Here is a 17744-nt window from a genome sequence, read left to right on the forward strand (position 1 = left end):
AGCGTTCGATGCCGCAACAGAAGGTTGCATCATCCTTCACCAATCTTCGTGAAGACGGGAAGCAGTTTCGAAGACGCCGGACTGTTTGCTCTTTTAGATTGAGTTGAGGGGAAACCCATAATTGATTATTGGGTTGCAACAATAGCTTGGCAAGATGTAAACGATAATTTGTAGTCGATGATCTTGTTGCAGCCGATACGGGTATTCATGCTGAGCGTGTCGATATCGGCCCAAAGAAAAAGGGGCGAACTTTCGTTCACCCCATAAACCATCTGCGGATCGCCCGCCACGGGCGCAGTCAGTTCGGTTCCAGCACCGGATTGATTTGCGCGAAATCCGGTGCATTCGCATCCGCAACCGTAACAATTCCCGCATCATTGGTCGAAACGCGGCCTTCGGCGATCCAGCGGATCACCTGCGGATAGATGCGGTGTTCCTGTTTCAGGATACGTTGCGCCAGTTTGCCCGCATCATCGCCGGGCAGGACCGGCACCACGGCCTGCGCGATGATCGGGCCGCTGTCGACTTCGGGCACCACATAATGCACCGTACAGCCGGAATATTTGACCCCGGCATCAAGGGCAGCCTGATGGACATGCAGGCCCTTGAAACTCGGCAAAAGCGACGGATGGATATTGATCAGACGCCCCTGCCAGCGGGTAACGAAACTCTCGCTGACCAGACGCAGATAACCGGCCAGCACCACAAGATCGGCACCGGATTCTTCAATCAGGCCGCTGACCGTGCTGTCATAGGCCTCGCGACCGCCTTCAAACCCCTTGTGCGATATCGCCTCGGCCCGGATACCGGCACGGCGCGCCCGTTCAAGCCCGCCAGCGTCAGGCTGATTGGAAAACACCAGAACGATTTCCGCCGGATAGTCGGCAGATTTGCAGGCATCGATGATCGCCTGAAGGTTCGACCCGCCGCCCGAAACCAGAACCGCGAGCTTTAGCGGCGTTACTTTTCCCATGCAGCAGCCATGTTCTTGATGATGACCTGCGGGCCATCACCGGCACGCGGCCCGATCACACCGATCTGGCTGACGGTTTCGCCGTGTTCGCGCAGCAATGCTTCGGCCTCATCGGCCTTGTCGGCCGGAACCACAACGCACATGCCAATGCCGCAGTTAAAGGTTCGCGCCATTTCAACCGACGGAATGCCGCCCTGTTTGGACAGCCATTTGAAGATCGGCAGGAATTCCCACGTGCTGGCGTCAAACACCGCCGTCAGGTTTTCCGGCAGAACGCGCGGGACGTTCTCGGTCAGGCCGCCACCGGTAATGTGGGCAAGCGCCTTGACCAGACCGGCCTTGTGCGCGGCAAGGCAGCTTTTGACATAGATTTTGGTCGGCTCAAGCAGCGCCTCGCCAACATTCTTGCCCGGTGCAAACGGGGCATCGTCGGCGTAACCAAGACCGGCAAGCTCGACAACCTTGCGCACCAGCGAATAACCGTTGGAATGCACACCGCTGGATGCCAGGCCAAGGATCACATCGCCCTCGGCAACGTTGGAACCGTCCAGCAACTCACCGCGTTCCGCCGCCCCGACCGCAAAACCGGCCAGATCATATTCGCCATCCGAATACATGCCCGGCATTTCGGCTGTTTCCCCGCCAATCAAAGCGCATCCTGCCTGTTTGCAACCCTCGGCAATGCCGGCGACAACATCGGTTGCCTTTTCAACGGCAAGTTTGCCGGTGGCAAAATAATCAAGGAACAGAAGCGGTTCCGCGCCCTGCACCACAAGGTCATTGACGCTCATGGCGACAAGGTCGATGCCAACAGTATCGTGTTTGTCGGCCAGAAAGGCGACTTTAAGCTTGGTGCCGACACCATCGGTGCAGGAAACCAGAACCGGGTCGTTATAACCGGCGGCTTTGAGGTCGAACAAGGCGCCGAATCCCCCCAAACCACCGGTAACGCCGGTTCTGCTGGTTGCTTTGGCCAGCGGTTTGATTGCATCGACAAGGGCGTTGCCAGCGTCGATATCGACACCGGAGTCCTTATAGGTAAGGCCGTTGGAGGCGGTCATTGGGTGATCCTCGGCTTAAGCGCATGGATAAAACAAAGCGGGCAACCCGCGTTTTTCATCAGTACGAACCGACTTCAAATTGTCATTTGCGCGATGTTCCGGGGTTGGCGCACCAAATACCCGGGAAATATCGCCATACTGACGCCTTTAATCAGATAGATAACCACGCATATGCGTCGTGCTGATAAAAAACGCGGGCTTGATAATTTCCGCAGGGCCGAAAATACTCAAACGCGGGCAATATGCAATGATCAGCTGCGCATGGGAGAGTTTTCTTTCCAGAATGCTTCACTCGTGCCACAAAGAGCATCAAACCATCGAAAAATGGGCAAAGAGGCAAACGTGCTTACCACACTCAGGAATATCAGGCTGTTGGCGGGAATCGTCGGTCTTTCGGCGTCCTTATCCTTTCCGGTATTTGCACAGGATATCTTTACGGTATCGGGCGTGCATGTTGATGAAAGTGCCGAAACCGCCGCAGCCGCCCGTGATCAGGCGCTTGCCATCGGGCAGCGCAAGGCCTTTGACGAGATTGTTGCGCGCCTGACATTGCCCCAAGACCGTGCCGGCCTTGGCCAACCCAGCCAGGCGGATATCAATAATATGGTGCGCGATTTCGGGGTTTCGAACGAAAAAACATCCTCGGTGCGCTATATCGCGGACATGACGGTGCGGTTCAAGGAAAACGAGCTTCGCAATTATCTGCGTTTCCGCGATGTACCTTTTGCCGAATTGCAGTCCAAACCGGTGATCATTGTACCGGTGTATCATTCGGGCGGTTACGCCAGCCTGTGGGACGATCCCAATCCGTGGCGCGATATCTGGAACCGGAATTTTGCCACAGGCGGTCTGGTGCCGATCAAGGCTCCGATTGGCGATTTGCAGGATATCGGCACCATTTCGGCCGAGCAGGCAGAAGATGGTGCGATGGAGCGTCTGAACGAACTGGCGCGTCGCTATGGCGCGGATGTTGCGGTGGTGGCCAGTGCGGATGTGCGGGGTGAAACCGGGGCGGAAACCGTCGATGTGACCGTTACGCGCTATGGCGCGGGCGGTGAGCCGCAGATCTTTGGCGTGAACGAGACGACACAGGAAGGCGAAAGCCTGAACGAGACGCTGGTGCGGGCAGCCAAAAGTGTTCAGGACCAGTTATCGGAAAGCTGGAAACAGGCCAATCTGATCAATTACGATACGGGCGGGCAATTGATGGTGTTCATCCCGATCACCGGCTTGCAGGACTGGGCCCGGATCGAGGAACGGCTGGTTGGTCTTCCGGTGGTGCGATCCAGCCATGTGGTGGCAATGTCGCGCCGCGAAGTGCAGATTGCGGTGGAATATGCCGGGTCACCCGAACAGCTTCGTACCGCATTGGCGCAACAGAACCTTAGCCTGAGTCAGATGGGCGATCTTTGGTTTATCCAGCCCGCCGGTTCGGATCGCTTGGAGGGCTTGTCGGTCGGCGGGTGAACCGCCCGCCGGGTATATTTATCGCAATCGGATGTTCTGCGACCGTCGGGGACGGGCATGGGCGAAACAGGGGGTAACCGGACATGACCATCCGGCAACAGGCGCGTTTCTGGCTGATTTTCATTGTCGGTTTTTTCCTTCTGATCTGGCTGTTTTCCGGCATTCTGTTGCCGTTTGTCGCCGGGATGGCGATTGCCTATTTCCTTGATCCGCTGGCCGACCGGCTGGAAGCACGCGGGATCAACCGGACGCTTGCCACAACGATCATTACGGTTCTGTTTTTCCTGATTTTCATTTTTGTGCTGTTGCTTGTGGTCCCGATGATCGGCAACCAGCTTGCCGGTTTCCTTGAAAGGTTACCGGGTTATATCGATACGCTGCGCAATACCATCCTGCCCCATATCCAGCATATCGTTGACCGGATTGCCCCGGAAACGCTGGAAAACATATCGGATTCGGCCAAGGGCCAGACGGCCAATGCCATCAAGTGGGTTGGCAATATCCTGACCAATGTGTTGTCGGGTGGGTTGGCGTTGCTGAATTTCCTGAGCTTGCTGTTCATTACCCCGGTTGTGGCATTTTACCTTTTGCGCGACTGGGACAAGATCGTTGCCAGGGTCGATGGCTATCTGCCACGTCGCTCGGCAGAGGATATCCGCCAGTGTGCGCGTGAAATCGATGAAACGCTGGCCGGATTTGTCCGCGGTCAATCGACGGTCTGCATGCTGCTTGGCCTTTTCTATGCGATTGGACTAAGCCTTGTCGGACTGGAATTCGGTTTTGTCATCGGGTTGATGACCGGTCTTGTCTCCTTTGTGCCCTATGTCGGGATGATTGCCGGTTTTGCCGTCGGCATGGGGGTTGCGCTTGCGCAATTCGGGGTCAGTATCGATCTGGCGCTGGTGGCCCTTGTCTTCGGGGCGGGGCAGGTGATGGAAGGCAATTTCCTGACGCCGAAGCTTGTCGGGGACAAGGTTGGCCTGCATGCGGTCTGGGTGATGTTTGCCCTGTTGGCCGGGGGGGCGGTTTTCGGATTGCTGGGCGTGATGCTGGCGGTGCCGGTGGCCGCTGTGATCGGCGTGCTTGTGCGCTATGGCTTAAGGCAGTATCTGAACAGTCGCTTATACGATCACGGACCGGATCACCCGGCCTATGATCCCTTGAAAGACGCCGAGAATTGAGATTACCGTGACCCGTGTAACCAAAAAGACGGCATCCAGCGCAAGCGCCGAGATGCGGGAGGTGGATACCATCCCGCAGCAATTGCCCCTCGCGCTGGAACTGCGTCCGGCGCTGGGGCGGGCCGATTTCATGGTTGCGGATTGCAACCGCGAAGCCGTTTCATGGATCGATCACTGGCCGGACTGGCCGGTTCCGGCATTGTGCCTTTATGGGCCGCGCGGGTCGGGCAAAAGCCATCTGGCCGAAGTCTGGCGGGCACGCTCCGCCGCGCTCAGCGTTTCGGGGCGCGATCTCGGCGGGGCGAATCCTGACGATCTTCTGGGCGATGCCACCGGGCTTGTGATCGAGGATGCCGATCTGGGCCTCGACGAAACGGTGTGCTTTCATCTTTACAACATGCTCAAGGAACGCGGCGGCCACCTGTTGCTGACCGCACAGCAGCCCCCGGCGCGCTGGAAAGTCGATTTGCCGGATTTGAAATCGCGGCTGGGCGCAGCACTGGTGTGCGAGATTTCCCCGCCCGATGACGACCTGATGGTCGGACTTCTGATCAAGCTGTTCGCCGACCGGCAGATGGCACCAAGCCCGCAGATCATTGCCTATATCCTGCCCCGCATCGAACGCAGCTTTGTCGCCCTGACCGATCTTGTCGCGGCGATTGACCGGCAGGCACTGGCGCAAAAGCGGGCGGTGACATTGCCCTTGGTGCGCGCCGTGATGGATGACCAACAGGATTGATGCCGCAGGCATGCGCATTTTTGATAGGCGAGACAAGATGTTAAGCGTTATATTCGCCCGATTGCAAATTACCGGATAGTGCATGTGACCCCGCGCAAGACCCAGGTTAAACCGTCCCTTAAATCCAGGACCGATGCACTGGTTCAGTCCGGGCATGTTTTGGGGTGGCGCGAATGGATTGGATTGCCGGATTTTGATGTGCCGTTCATGAAGGCCAAGGTCGATACGGGGGCGCGGACATCGTCGCTGCATGCATTGAATCCGCGTGTCATTGATCGCGATAATCAAAAGTTCGTAAAATTCATCTTGCCGCATTACCGTGGTGACGGGCATGGTCGTATCGAGTGCACGGCGCCGCTTGTGGAAAAACGCGAGATTCGCAGTTCCAACGGCGAGGCCGAAGAACGCTATGTCATTTCGACCCATATTGCCGTCGGGCATCATAAAATCCGGGTCGAGGTTTCATTGGCAAACCGTTCATTGATGGGCTTTCCCATGCTGTTGGGGCGGACCGCGATGAAGGCAGGAAGATTTTTGGTTCAACCGTCGAAATCTTATCTGGCGGGGAAACCGGAACAGGTTTATACGGCGCTGAAATCCGACACTGTTTCGGAACAATGATCCGACGCTGTCGTTGAACTTTCGACACATTCAGTAACGCTCGACCACGGGAGTCCATTGCATGAAGATCGCAATGCTTGCGCGCAATCCTAATCTGTACTCCCACAAACGGCTGGTCGAGGCGGCCGAAAGTCGCGGGCACGAAATTGATGTCATCAACACCCTGCGCGTCACGATGAACATCACCTCCCTGAAACCCGAAGTCTATTACGGTGGCCAGAAACTGAGCGGTTATGACGCAGTCATTCCGCGTATCGGTGTTTCGGTGACGTTTTTCGGGCTGGCCGTGTTGCGCCAGTTTGAAATGATGGGGGTTTATCCGCTAAACGAATCCGTCGCGATTGGCCGGTCGCGCGACAAGCTGCGCTCGTTGCAGATCCTGTCGCGGCGCGGTGTCGGTCTGCCGGTGACGGCCTTTGCCCATGATCCGAAAAAGACCGACGAGGTTCTTTCCATCGTTGGCGGTGCACCGGTGGTGATCAAGCTTCTGGAAGGCACCCAGGGCATCGGCGTGGTTCTTGGCGAAACCGAAAAATCGGCGAAATCCGTGATCGAGGCCTTCCGCGGTGCCAATGTCGATATCATGGTGCAGGAATTCATCAAGGAAGCGGGCAATACCGATATTCGCTGCTTTGTGATCGGCGGCAAGGTGGTTGCCAGCATGGAACGCAAGGGGGCCGAGGGCGATTTCCGGTCCAACATTCATCGCGGCGGTTCGGCGCGGTCCGTGCGTATTACTCCGCAGGAACGCGCAACAGCAGTTGAAGCCGCCAAGGCGATGGGGCTAAATGTCTGTGGTGTCGATATTCTTCGCTCCAACCACGGTCCGGTAGTGATGGAAGTCAACTCATCACCTGGTCTGGAAGGCATCGAGGGCGCAACCGGCAAGGACATTGCCGGGATGATTATCGATTTCATGGAAAAGGATTACCGCCCCGGCAAGGTGCGGACCAAAGGCAAGGGATAAACTGTGAACGAGATCGGGAAAAAAGTATCCAAAGCCAAATCGGCAAAGGTAGCCAGAACCCCGGACTTCGAGATTGGCGGCAAAAAAGTCCCCGCCGGGACACGCCAGATCGTTGATATTCCGATCTCGCTTTTATCCAATCACACGCCGGTCAATCTGACGGTCAATGTCGTGCATGGCAAACGGCCCGGTCCGGTCCTGTTCGTCAGTGGTGCCGTGCATGGCGATGAAATCGTCGGGGTGGAGGTCATCCGCCGCGTTTTGAAATCGCCTGCTCTTCGCGGGATGCACGGCACGTTGCTGGCGGTTCCGGTGGTCAATGCGTTCGGCTTTTTGAACCATACGCGCTATCTGCCCGACCGCCGCGACCTTAACCGCTGCTTCCCCGGTCATTCGGCGGGCTCCCTTGCCGCACAGCTTGCCCATCTTTTCCTGACCGAGATTGTCGAAAAATCCGATTTCGGCATCGATCTTCATTCGGCAGCCGTCAACCGCGTGAACCTGCCCCAGATCAGGGTCAATGACGATGATCATGACATTATGGCCTATGCCGAGGCCTTCGGCGCGCCGATCATCCTGACCAGTCCGCTACGCGAAGGGTCGCTGCGTCAGACCGGCAAGGAGGCCGGGGTGCCGATCCTGCTCTATGAAGCGGGCGAGGGGCTGCGATTTGATGAAATGTCGATCCGGGCCGGTGTTTCGGGCGTGTTGCGCGTCATGCGCAAACTTGGCATGACATCGGGCAGATCGATCCGCGATCCCAAAGTCCCACCGTTCAAATCATCCAGCAGTCACTGGTTGCGCGCCCCGGTCGGCGGTATCCTGCGGACCTTCAAGCTTGCCGGTGATTTCGTGAACGAGGGCGACGTGGTGGCGGCCGTTTCCGATCCGTTTGGCCTGCGCGATGCAGAGGTCGTGGCGAAACATGCCGGATTGATCATCGGGCGGACCAATCTGCCGATTGTCAATCAGGGCGATGCGCTTTTCCATGTGGCGGCGATCAAACGGTCATCGGAATTGCAGGAACGCATGGATGCCATCGAAACCCATCTGCAATCCGATCCGCTGCTCGACGAGGACGAAATCATCTGAGGCGGCGGGTTTTCCGTGCTTTTTACGCATGATAGCTGCCACATTGAAGCTACTGGCGGATCGCGCCCGGCAATGTTATAGCAAGGTTTATGGAACCAATTACAAATACAGAAGAACTGCGCGCGTTGTGCGAAAAGCTCCGGCAGTTCGAATATGTCACTGTCGATACCGAGTTCATGCGCGATTCGACCTATTGGCCGCAGCTTTGCCTTGTGCAGCTTGCAAGTCCCGAACCGTCGGATAATGGTGCGGCGGTTGATCCGCTGGCCGACGGGCTTGACCTTGGTCCGCTGTTTGATCTGATGCAGGACGAAAGCGTGATCAAGGTGTTTCACGCCGCCCGTCAGGATATCGAGATTTTCGTCCATCTCAGCGGCAAGGTCCCGCACCCGGTATTCGATACCCAGGTCGCGGCGATGGTGCTTGGCTATGGCGATCAGGTCGGCTACGAAACGCTGGTCAACAAGGTGGTGCGCAAGAATATCGATAAATCGATGCGCTTTACCGACTGGTCGCACCGACCACTTTCGACCAAGCAGCTTAGTTATGCGCTGTCGGATGTGACGCATCTTCGCGTGATTTACGAAGCCTTCCACGAACGGCTCGAAGCCAATGGCCGGGCCTATTGGCTGGCCGAGGAAATGGAACGCCTGACCGATCCGTCGATCTATACGATCGATCCCAAGGAAGCCTGGCTTCGGCTTAAAACCCGCTCCAACAGCCCGAAATTTCTGGCGGTGGCGCGCGCGCTTGGCGAATGGCGCGAGACCGAGGCACAGCGCAAAAACCTGCCGCGCAACCGCGTTCTGCGCGACGATACCCTGCTTGATATCGCCGCCCGTCAGCCATTGACGGACAAGGATCTTGATAAAACGCGCGGTGTCGGCCGCAATTTCGGCAGCAGCAAACCCGGTCAGGCGATCATCGAAGCCATTCAGACCGCCCTTGACAGCCCGCAGGAAGACTGGCCGCAGCCAAAACTCCGCCCCGACCTTCCATCGGGCATCGGCCCGACCGTGGAACTGCTTAAAGTTCTTCTCAAACTCTGTTCCGAGGAAAAGGGCGTTGCCCAGCGCCTTGTGGCATCCAGCGACGATTTGCAGAACATCGCAGCCGATGACAATGCCGACGTTCCGGCAATGCATGGCTGGCGGCGCGAGCTGTTCGGCCAATATGCCCTGCAACTCAAACACGGACAGATCGGGCTCAAGCTCAAGAACGGCGAAGTGGTGTTTGTCGAGCTTGAAGCCAAGGACTAAGCAAGTCCTTTCACCCAATCGAAGACATGAAAAAACGGGCCAGCTTTGGCCCGTTTTTCGTTTTGGGGAAGCTGAAAACTTTCTCTATTTTAAGTAACTAATTCGCGCTAGAAACGAATCTGACGTTTTACAATCCAGAGAGTTGTTGGGATGAAAATCATTAGAATTTTGGGGGGTATGGGAGTCCTGTTGCTCGGTGCCTGTTCCAGTTCAGGTTCTGCCGATTACAAGGCGCTGCTTGATAATCCGCCCAAAACATATCAGTCGCTTTCTGAGGCGGTGAAAAATGAAGAGACGTTTTTCGTCGAGGTTGATGATTGGGAGACTTTTGGGGTTCGTATTACCGACCCGGCCATTCAGCAGGGCAATAGCCTGAACAACTTTAAAATTGGTCGGGCAACATTGGATGCCGATCACAGATATTGGATACATGTCAGCACCTTGTGCTACGAGTGCCTTGGTTTTCGTAAAAAGGTGATGCCATTTAACGCGTACCTCTTTGACCCTGATTATCAGCAGATCGATACGTTTGAAGGCGACGTGCAGGGCATGGGCGGTGGTGGCGGAACATTTATCGTTGCCGCCAAGTCCGGTGACTATTATGTGCTGGTGGCAGCAGATAATTCCAGAATTGCAGAGACGTTTGAAGGGCAGGTTGACCTGAGCACATCAGGGGTTCCGAGCGTTGAAGCCATGGATGGAGGAGGGAGTATTTTATATCCAGTCTATCCCAGTCCAGAAGGCAGCTTGATGTTGCATGTGATGACTGCTGAGGAAGAATAGAGCGTTTCAGAATTGAATGGGCTGATCTGTCGCAAACGGTCGGAATGGAAGAATAAAAACGGGCCAGCTTTGGCCCGTTTTTCATTTTTGCAACAGGTGAGGAAGTCCGGTTTTAGAACATGGTGTTGTCATGCGCCTGTTCGGCCGGAACCGGCTGGCCGACGTCCCAGTGTTCGATGATCTTGCCGGCACCATCAAGTCGGAAGATATCCATCACCGCACTTTCGCCTTCTGCCGAAAGGGACCTGACATGGGTAACCACCAGATTGCCCTCGGCGACAGTACGGACGATTTCGGCATGGATCGACGCGTCAGAATTCAGCCAGCCGGTGATCCCTGCGCGAAAGCCGTCAATGCCGTCGGCGACGAACGGGTTATGCTGGATATACTCATCGCCGATATATTTCGTGATCGCGCCGTCAACATCGCGCTGATTGAAAACCATGTCATAAAACGCGACGACATTGGCGGTGTTGCGGTCTTCGACCTCGCCCGCATGGGCGGGCAAGGCGAAGCCGATGGCGATCAGGGTGGCAGTAAGGATTGTTTTGGCGCGGCTCATTTCAGCGCCTCTTTCAGAAAGTCCGCCGTGCTTTGCGGTGCGCGACCGACAATCTTGGCGAAATCGTCGCTGGTCTGTTCATAATCGCCATTGCGCGTGCCGACATACATGCCGCTTAGCGCCTCAACCAGATGATCGGGCAGGCCAAGGCTTGCCAGAATGCCGGTATGGACTTCGGGCGGCAGATCGACATAACGGATGTCCTTGCCGGTTGCCTCGGCAATGATGGCGGCGATATCGGCAAAGCCGATGGGCGTGCCCGAAAGGTCATAGGTTTTGTTGACGTGATCTGCCGGGTTGGCCAGGACGACGGCGGCGGCTTCGGCAAGGTCGTTCCGTGGAATGTAGCTGACCTTGCCATTCCCGGCAGGGGCACCAAAATCGCCAGTTTCAAGCGCATGCGGAACGCCTGCCATCAGAAGGTCGGTATAGAAGCTGTTGCGCAGTACCGTGAAGGACAGGCCGCTTGCCTTGATATAGCTTTCGGTGTCGGCATGGATCGCGGCATAGGTAAACGGGCTTTCGGGGCGCGCATCGATGAAGCTGGTATAGACCAGATGTCTGACACCGGCGGCCTTGGCGGCATCAACCGCGGTCCGGTGCTGTTTGATGCGGGTTTCAACATCGGTTTCACCCGAAATGATCAGCGCGATATCAATACCCCTGAACGCATTGGTCATCAGGGCAGGATCGTCAAAATCGCCGTGGCGGACATCGATGCCTTTGGTGGCCATTTCCTGTGCCTTGGCAACATTGCGCACACTGGCCGCAATCTGGCTAGCCGGGACGCGGTCCAGCAGATGTTTGATAACAAGACTTCCGAGCTGGCCGGTTGCGCCGGTAACAAGGATTTTCATGGTTTCATTCTCCGGTAATCGGGGGTGGGCATTGGCCCGTCAATGGAATGAAACTGCACCGGATTTCCCATATGATCAATTCGATCAAGGTGATAGTATTCATGTATGAATATCGATGAATTGGACCTTGATTATCGTCTGCTACGGCTTTTCCTGACGATCTATGACGAGGGATCGGTAACAGCAGCCGCCAATCGCCTTGGCGTCGGGCAACCCACCGTCAGCCACGGGCTCGACCGGTTGCGCCAGATTGTCGGCGATCCGCTTTTTGTCCGGTCGGGCCGGGGGATCACGCCAACCGCCCATGCCGATGAAATGGCCGGGCGGGTGCGCATCCTGTTGCAGGATTTGCGCAACCTTGCCCGCGTTGATGCCTTTGATCCGAACGATCCGGTGCAATCAGCCCGCTTTGTGATCGGCACCAATGATTACGAGGTTGCGGTGATCATGCCCGAACTGTTTCGCATCATCCGCGGTTATGCCGCCGATATCCGGCTTCGGATATTGCCGATCCATGGCGATACCAACGTGATCGACCGGCTGCGCAGCGGTCAGCTTGATCTGGCGATTGGCCTGCATATGACCGAAAATGTCGGCGATATCGCGCAGCAGACCCTGTTTCGCGAACATATGGCGTGCTTTTACGATGCCGATTGCCATGACGTGCCCCCCGATACGCTGGATCGCTATTGCGCCGTGCCCCATGCCCGCGTGATCATCGGCAATAACGATCATTCGGCGGTGGACGAGGCATTGCACGCCATCGGGCGCAAGCGCCGCACGGTGTTGCAGGCATCAACCTTCGCCAGCATCGCAAGCCTGATCCGGGCAACGGACGTGATCGCATCGCTGCCATCGCGGCTTGAACGCAATGTTATGGCCGGATTTGCCAATTGTACCTTCCCGCTTGATTTCCCTGAATACAGCTTTGCCCAATCATGGCATGTGCGCAATGCGGCCAGCGCCCCGCATAAATGGCTGCGGGGCGAGATTTTCAGGGTAACGCGAAAGCTGGTTTAAGGTCCCGTTGCACCGCTAATCCGAATGCCGCCAACCCATCGTTCGCCAGTGTAAAGTTCCATGAAATTTTGGCTACCGGAAAGGATTTCGTGGCCGGTTTCGGTCAGTGACAATATCCGTTCGTGCCACGGGGCTTGTGCCAAATCTTCGCGGCTGGTGAAAAGCGGTATTCTGGCTCTACCCATATCGGCAAGAACTTCCCAAAACATCAAATCGCCCAGAAACGGCAGCGGGTCATAACTTCGCATCAGGTGGCCAAAGATTTTGCCCGCCGTGATCGGCCCGTGCTCCCGGATGATTTGCAGCGTCAGTTCCTGCGTCAGGCCAAGACCGCTTTCGGGATCGGGCAATTCGCGCAGATGGCGATCAAGCGCCGCGATCATGCAGGGGATCGGCGATTGGTGGTGATTGATGATGGTACGCAGCGCATCGGGCTTTGAGGCACGGATCGCGGGCCAGACTTTTTGACCAAAGGCCAGCATGTCATGCGTCACGGGTTGCCGGGCATTTTCCCAGCACCAGATCAGTAATTCGGGCGACAATTGACCAAGACCGACGAAACGCTCGACACCGGGCACCTGATCCACACAGATCAGATCAAGCCGTGTTTGCGGGCGAAGTGTCGCGATGAAATCAAGCAGGAAGGCCAAGATCAGTTGATCGTAGCTGTCATGTTCAAACCACAGCACGACATGATCATAATCGCCCAATGTCGCAAGACCGGCATATTCACGTTGCAGGCGGGAAAGTGCATCGGGAAAATCAATGCGATAGGACGATGCGATAAAGCGCGCCCGCGTTTCGATAAAATCGGGCAGGGGTACATCCGGCACCGGTCCCTGACAGAACGGATCGGAAAATTCCATAAACGGGCCAACAAACCCGGCCAGTTCAAGGCCATGTCTGATTTCCGACCCACAGCGCAAATGAAGGGTTTGCGGGGTATCAAGCGTTGGCAGATGCCCCGATGCGATCTGGCGCTGATGTTCGGTAATCCGGTCGATATGGGATTTCAGTTTCGGCCAACTGGCAAAGCCGTTTTCGCGCGCAATGACAAGCTGGCTATCGGCCAGTTGCAGGTCATCAATGCTTTTGCCGGGCAGGTGGGCCGCAATCCGGGTTTGGGCATCACCCTGTTGGGCGCGGGCGGATTTCAGCAGTTCCTTGGCGCGTTTTCGCTGCTGTTCAAGGTTAAGGCGGCCGTCAAAGATTCCGGATTTCGATGTGCGTGAAGCAGACATACGATTCCCCTGTGCATAGGCCTGTGTCCGCCAGACAGGCAAGGAAACCGTGTGGTTCATATGTCGATTAGATCGGGCGCAGCCCTTTCCGCGGACGGGGTGCTTCGGGAAGCAAAGGCACCATAGCATGCACGGTCAGGGTTTGGGAAGCTGATCGACAATCATGACCCGGCTTTCGTAATCCATCAATTTGGCCAGTTTTGACAGACGCTGTTCGACGACTTCACCGTTAAGATCGGCAAAGTCGCGCTGCATCTGAAGCACCAGCGTCCTGTCTTCGAGGACAAGGGCAGTACCGGGCAAAATCCCCTCGACCCCGCCCGAAAGCGTATGGCCCAGCCGAATGGCATGGCCAAACAGACGACCGATATTGCGCGTATCATCGTCAAGCAACCGGTCACTGGATTCGTCACCCTTGAAATTACCGGTATAGCGCGACCCGATGGTATAGGCGAGGAACACCCGGTCATGATGGTTCAGATCAAGATAGGGGTGATGCAGAATGCGGTTATAGCTCTGGATCGCGCGGTAATCCGGGTGTTCGTTCCAGCCGACATCGCCGATGATGCAGGCCGCAAGGCGCAACCGTTCCAGATTTGTCGGCTGGTTGCGAAAGATCGGCGCGCACCAGCGGAACAGTTCCTCGCCGTGCTGATGGAACCGTTCGCCGTCCTCGGCAAAGCTGAGGCAGGCGTCAAGCAGCGGGTCGCGTTCGCGTAATTCGTCGGGCAGGGCTTCATACATCCAGCCTTCGCGCAGGCCATGACTGGAAAATACAACTTCCTTGGCCTTCATGCGATCAAGCAGCATGTTCATGACAAGGCCCGCATGGGGCAGGCTGTCGATGCGGCGTTTGGAAACACCGCCAACCTTGTCAAGCGACACACGGCTTTGCTGGGATATGATATGCGTCAGTTCGGCGATTTCGGCACGTGGCATGGTCAGATTATGCACGACCGAAATCGGATAGTTTTCCTGCGCGATATAAAGCTTGGCAATCGAACGCCACGAACCGCCAACCGCAATCAGCGGTTTGTCCGCCCCCTCATGCAGCCAGTCGACCGTATCAAGATGGGTTTTGACTTCTGCCTCCAGCCGGGCACGATCCGCACCAAACACCGCATGCAGGCGCATGGCGCCCAGGGGCACGCTGACACTTTTTTTGATCTCGCCCTCGTCAAGCAGGACGAGTTCAAGCGACCCGCCACCGATATCCCCCATGATCCCGGTTGCACGACGATCACCGGAAATAACGCCAAAGGCCGAAAGACGGGCTTCTTCAAGCCCGTCAATCACCTTGACGGTCAATCCGGTTTCCGCATGGACGCGATCACAAAATGCCTTCCCGTCGCTGGCCGCGCGAACGGCTGCGGTGGCGAGAATATCGACACGGCTGACCTTCATCGCACGCAGCAAACCTGCAAATCGCCGCAGGGCGGCGGTTGCCATTTCAACCCCCTCGGGGTTGAGACGGCCGGTGTTTTCGGGGTCGCGCCCCAGACCGCACATCACCTTTTCGTTGAAAATCGGGGCCGGTGCGCGTGTCATGCCGTCAAACACAACAAGACGCACCGAGTTCGAGCCAACATCAATGATGGCGATACGGTTGGAAACCCTTTGGTCAGTCAGCATGCGGTTGGTTGAACCTGCCTTTATTTGGTCTAGTCATCAAGCTGCAGCACGGGAACATTGGGATCTTCCTCGCTCAGTGCGCTGCCACGGCCTGAAAGTGACGGGTTGGTCATGAAATACTGATGAGAAGAAAAAGCGTTTTCGTCTGCTTCGCATCGCTCGTAGGACCCGTCGGGCTGCAGATACCAAGCCTGCGCCGTATCTTTCAGATTTGCAATCATGATCTGTTCGACAATCTGGCGTTGGCAAGTGGGGTTTTCCACCGGGACCAGCGTTTCGACACGACGGTTCAGGTTGCGCGGCATCCAGTCGGCGGACGAAATAAACGCCTTGGCCTTGCGCGACGGCAGTTTTGCACCGTTTGCAAAGACAACAATGCGCGAATGTTCAAGGAACCGACCGACGATGGACTTAACGCGAATATTTTCTGACAGGCCAGGCACACCCGGCCGCAAACAGCAAATGCCGCGCACGATCAGTTCGATATGCACCCCGGCCTGGCTGGCGCGGTAAAGCGCATCGATCACCACCGGATCGACCAGGCTGTTCATTTTCGCCCAGATGCCCGATGGTTTGCCTGCCTGACAATTTTCGATCTCGTGATCAATATGGGCAAGCAGGGTCGGGCGCAATGTATGCGGCGCAATGGCGATTTTCTCAAGCGAACGCGGGGTGGCATAGCCGGTCATGAAATTAAAGATACTGGCCGCATCGCGCCCCAATGCCGGATCGCAGGAGAAGAACGAAATATCGGTATAGAATTTTGCGGTGATCGGGTGATAGTTGCCGGTCCCGAAATGGACATAGGTCCGAAGCCCGTGGCTTTCGCGGCGAACCACCAGCGACACCTTAGCGTGCGTTTTCCAGTCAAGGAAGCCATAAACCACCTGACAACCGGCACGTTCAAGATCGGCCGCCCAGCGCAGGTTGGCTTCCTCGTCAAAGCGCGCCTTGAGCTCGACCATCGCCGTAACCGATTTGCCGGCTTCGGCAGCCGCAATCAGGGCCTTGACGATCGGGCTGTTTTCCGACGTGCGATAAAGGGTCTGTTTGATCGTGACAACATCCGGGTCACGTGCGGCCTGCAACAGGAACTGCACAACGACGTCGAAATCCTCAAACGGGTGATGAACGACGATGTCCTTTTTGCCAATCGCGGCAAAACAATCGCCGCCAAAGTCGCGCACCCGTTCCGGGTAACGCGCGCCATAAGGCGGGAACAGCAGATCATGATGCAGATCGGAATCGATCAGTTGTTTGACGTCAACAACACCCAGAAGGCCATCAACCTTGACGACTTCCTCGGGTGCTACCGAAAGTTCATCGACCACGAAATCCAGAAGGTCTTCGGGCATCTTGGCATTGACTTTAAGCCGGATGATGCTGCCGCGGCGACGGCGTTTCAGCGCGGTCTTGAAAACGCGCACCAGATCTTCGGCTTCTTCTTCGATTTCAACGTCCGAGTCACGGATGACACGGAACAGGCCATGTTCGATCATATCGAAACCGGGGAACAGCTTGTCGAGATAAAGGACAATCGCCTGTTCGAGTGGCAGATACCGTTCCGTCCGGCCCGGCAGGCGCAGGAAACGGCCGATCTTCGGCGGCACCGGGATCAGCCCGCGCATATTGTGACCATCCGCCGGGTCAAACAACTGCATGACAATGGCAAAGCCAAGGTTCGGTATGAACGGGAAGGGATGGGACGGATCAATGGCAAGCGGTGTCAGGGTCGGGAAGATTTCGCGCATGAAATAGCCATCAAGCCATTTGCGGTCCGTCTGGGTCAAATCTTCCGGTCCAATCACCGAAATGCCGTGCTTTTCCATCTCGGTGCTAAGCTGCTGCCAGATGCGCTGCTGATCCTGCATCAACTGGTTGGCGTCGTATGTAATCGCACGAAGTTGCTCGGACGGGCTCATGCCATCCTGGCTGACCTTGGTCATGCCCGCGCGCAACTGCCCGACAAGACCGGCGACGCGCACCATGTAAAATTCGTCAAGGTTGCTGGCGGAAATCGACAGGAACCGCACGCGTTCCAGCAACGGATGCCGCTTGTTCTGGGCCTCTTCAAGGACGCGACCGTTAAAGGCCAGCCACGAAAGTTCGCGGTTTATAAAGCGCTTGTCCGAATCAAGTGTGATGGCGCTTGACTGAATAACGGCGGCGTGGGTCACGCTGTGCCTCCTGCGAAAGTGGGTTTGTGTCCTTGAATTAAAGCGACAGGTCCCGGTTGCGATTGGAGTATAGGATAACTGCTTGTCGGGGTGCAATTTTCTTAAATTTTTA

At 56.5% G+C, this 17744-nt stretch carries 16 protein-coding genes; 9 read left to right on the plus strand and 7 right to left on the minus strand.

Annotated features, from left to right (window positions below; translation table 11 throughout):
- Positions 1-298: 298 nt before the first annotated feature.
- Positions 299-973 (minus strand): phosphoribosylglycinamide formyltransferase, encoded by a 675-nt coding sequence (purN, locus tag LG297_RS06655; protein WP_404426140.1) that lies wholly within the window; start codon positions 971-973, stop codon positions 299-301.
- Complete coding sequence (purM, locus tag LG297_RS06660) at positions 961-2034, minus strand: phosphoribosylformylglycinamidine cyclo-ligase (RefSeq protein ID WP_404426141.1); 1074 nt, start codon at positions 2032-2034, stop codon at positions 961-963. Before purM ends, purN begins: the two co-directional genes overlap by 13 nt.
- A gap of 372 nt (positions 2035-2406) precedes the next feature.
- Between purM and LG297_RS06665 the strand changes: the two genes are divergently transcribed.
- The 8 genes from LG297_RS06665 to LG297_RS06700 all read left to right on the plus strand — a co-directional run bounded on the left by LG297_RS06665 (position 2407) and on the right by LG297_RS06700 (position 10143).
- A complete protein-coding gene (locus LG297_RS06665) occupies positions 2407-3501 on the plus strand; it encodes a DUF2066 domain-containing protein (protein ID WP_404426142.1) in 1095 nt (364 codons plus the stop codon).
- 83 nt (positions 3502-3584) lie between these two features.
- Entirely contained in the window at positions 3585-4682 is a 1098-nt protein-coding gene (locus tag LG297_RS06670) for an AI-2E family transporter (RefSeq protein WP_404426143.1), read from the plus strand.
- Positions 4683-4689: 7 nt separating this feature from the next.
- Complete coding sequence (locus tag LG297_RS06675) at positions 4690-5421, plus strand: DnaA ATPase domain-containing protein (RefSeq protein WP_404426144.1); 732 nt, start codon at positions 4690-4692, stop codon at positions 5419-5421.
- Positions 5422-5505: 84 nt separating this feature from the next.
- Complete coding sequence (locus tag LG297_RS06680) at positions 5506-6042, plus strand: ATP-dependent zinc protease (protein WP_404426145.1); 537 nt, start codon at positions 5506-5508, stop codon at positions 6040-6042.
- Between the two features lie 61 nt (positions 6043-6103).
- Entirely contained in the window at positions 6104-7009 is a 906-nt protein-coding gene (gene rimK, locus LG297_RS06685; protein WP_062952404.1) for a 30S ribosomal protein S6--L-glutamate ligase, read from the plus strand.
- A gap of 3 nt (positions 7010-7012) precedes the next feature.
- Positions 7013-8101 carry a succinylglutamate desuccinylase/aspartoacylase family protein gene (locus tag LG297_RS06690; protein ID WP_404426146.1) on the plus strand — a complete coding sequence of 363 codons (1089 nt, stop codon included), beginning with the start codon at positions 7013-7015 and terminating at the stop codon, positions 8099-8101.
- 89 nt (positions 8102-8190) lie between these two features.
- Complete coding sequence (rnd, locus tag LG297_RS06695) at positions 8191-9360, plus strand: ribonuclease D (protein WP_404426147.1); 1170 nt, start codon at positions 8191-8193, stop codon at positions 9358-9360.
- A gap of 150 nt (positions 9361-9510) precedes the next feature.
- Positions 9511-10143: a hypothetical protein gene (locus LG297_RS06700; protein ID WP_404426148.1), complete on the plus strand. Its 633-nt coding sequence runs from the start codon at positions 9511-9513 to the stop codon at positions 10141-10143.
- Between the two features lie 112 nt (positions 10144-10255).
- Here LG297_RS06700 and LG297_RS06705 read toward each other — a convergent pair whose 3' ends face one another.
- Both LG297_RS06705 and LG297_RS06710 read right to left on the minus strand, forming a co-directional pair.
- Positions 10256-10705 (minus strand): nuclear transport factor 2 family protein, encoded by a 450-nt coding sequence (locus tag LG297_RS06705; RefSeq protein WP_404426149.1) that lies wholly within the window; start codon positions 10703-10705, stop codon positions 10256-10258.
- On the minus strand, positions 10702-11562 hold the full coding sequence (locus LG297_RS06710; RefSeq protein WP_404426150.1) for an SDR family oxidoreductase: 861 nt from the start codon (positions 11560-11562) through the stop codon (positions 10702-10704). Before LG297_RS06710 ends, LG297_RS06705 begins: the two co-directional genes overlap by 4 nt.
- Positions 11563-11667: 105 nt before the next feature.
- Here LG297_RS06710 and LG297_RS06715 point away from each other — a divergent pair, with 105 nt between their 5' ends.
- Positions 11668-12582 (plus strand): LysR family transcriptional regulator, encoded by a 915-nt coding sequence (locus tag LG297_RS06715; protein WP_404426151.1) that lies wholly within the window; start codon positions 11668-11670, stop codon positions 12580-12582.
- Here LG297_RS06715 and LG297_RS06720 read toward each other — a convergent pair.
- The 3 genes from LG297_RS06720 to LG297_RS06730 all read right to left on the minus strand — a co-directional run bounded on the left by LG297_RS06720 (position 12579) and on the right by LG297_RS06730 (position 17632).
- Entirely contained in the window at positions 12579-13823 is a 1245-nt protein-coding gene (locus LG297_RS06720) for a DUF1835 domain-containing protein (protein ID WP_404426152.1), read from the minus strand. The two genes, LG297_RS06715 and LG297_RS06720, sit on opposite strands and share 4 nt — an antisense overlap.
- Before the next feature lie 135 nt (positions 13824-13958).
- Positions 13959-15455 (minus strand): exopolyphosphatase, encoded by a 1497-nt coding sequence (locus tag LG297_RS06725; protein ID WP_404426153.1) that lies wholly within the window; start codon positions 15453-15455, stop codon positions 13959-13961.
- A gap of 29 nt (positions 15456-15484) precedes the next feature.
- Positions 15485-17632: an RNA degradosome polyphosphate kinase gene (locus tag LG297_RS06730; RefSeq protein ID WP_404426154.1), complete on the minus strand. Its 2148-nt coding sequence runs from the start codon at positions 17630-17632 to the stop codon at positions 15485-15487.
- Between the last annotated feature and the right edge of the window lie 112 nt (positions 17633-17744).

Origin of the sequence: Thalassospira australica (assembly GCF_044790785.1) — a bacterium.
Lineage (GTDB): Bacteria > Pseudomonadota > Alphaproteobacteria > Rhodospirillales > Thalassospiraceae > Thalassospira > Thalassospira australica_A.

Excerpts from the sequence above, each read along its gene's own strand:
- purN (WP_404426140.1), bottom strand. The coding sequence starts at position 973 with ATGGGAAAAGTAACGCCGCTAAAGCTCGCGGTTCTGGTTTCGGGCGGC.
- purM (WP_404426141.1), bottom strand. The coding sequence starts at position 2,034 with ATGACCGCCTCCAACGGCCTTACCTATAAGGACTCCGGTGTCGATATC.
- LG297_RS06670 (WP_404426143.1), top strand. The coding sequence starts at position 3,585 with ATGACCATCCGGCAACAGGCGCGTTTCTGGCTGATTTTCATTGTCGGT.
- rimK (WP_062952404.1), top strand. The coding sequence starts at position 6,104 with ATGAAGATCGCAATGCTTGCGCGCAATCCTAATCTGTACTCCCACAAA.
- rnd (WP_404426147.1), top strand. The coding sequence starts at position 8,191 with ATGGAACCAATTACAAATACAGAAGAACTGCGCGCGTTGTGCGAAAAG.
- LG297_RS06700 (WP_404426148.1), top strand. The coding sequence starts at position 9,511 with ATGAAAATCATTAGAATTTTGGGGGGTATGGGAGTCCTGTTGCTCGGT.
- LG297_RS06705 (WP_404426149.1), bottom strand. The coding sequence starts at position 10,705 with ATGAGCCGCGCCAAAACAATCCTTACTGCCACCCTGATCGCCATCGGC.
- LG297_RS06710 (WP_404426150.1), bottom strand. The coding sequence starts at position 11,562 with ATGAAAATCCTTGTTACCGGCGCAACCGGCCAGCTCGGAAGTCTTGTT.
- LG297_RS06715 (WP_404426151.1), top strand. The coding sequence starts at position 11,668 with ATGAATATCGATGAATTGGACCTTGATTATCGTCTGCTACGGCTTTTC.
- LG297_RS06720 (WP_404426152.1), bottom strand. The coding sequence starts at position 13,823 with ATGTCTGCTTCACGCACATCGAAATCCGGAATCTTTGACGGCCGCCTT.
- LG297_RS06725 (WP_404426153.1), bottom strand. The coding sequence starts at position 15,455 with ATGCTGACTGACCAAAGGGTTTCCAACCGTATCGCCATCATTGATGTT.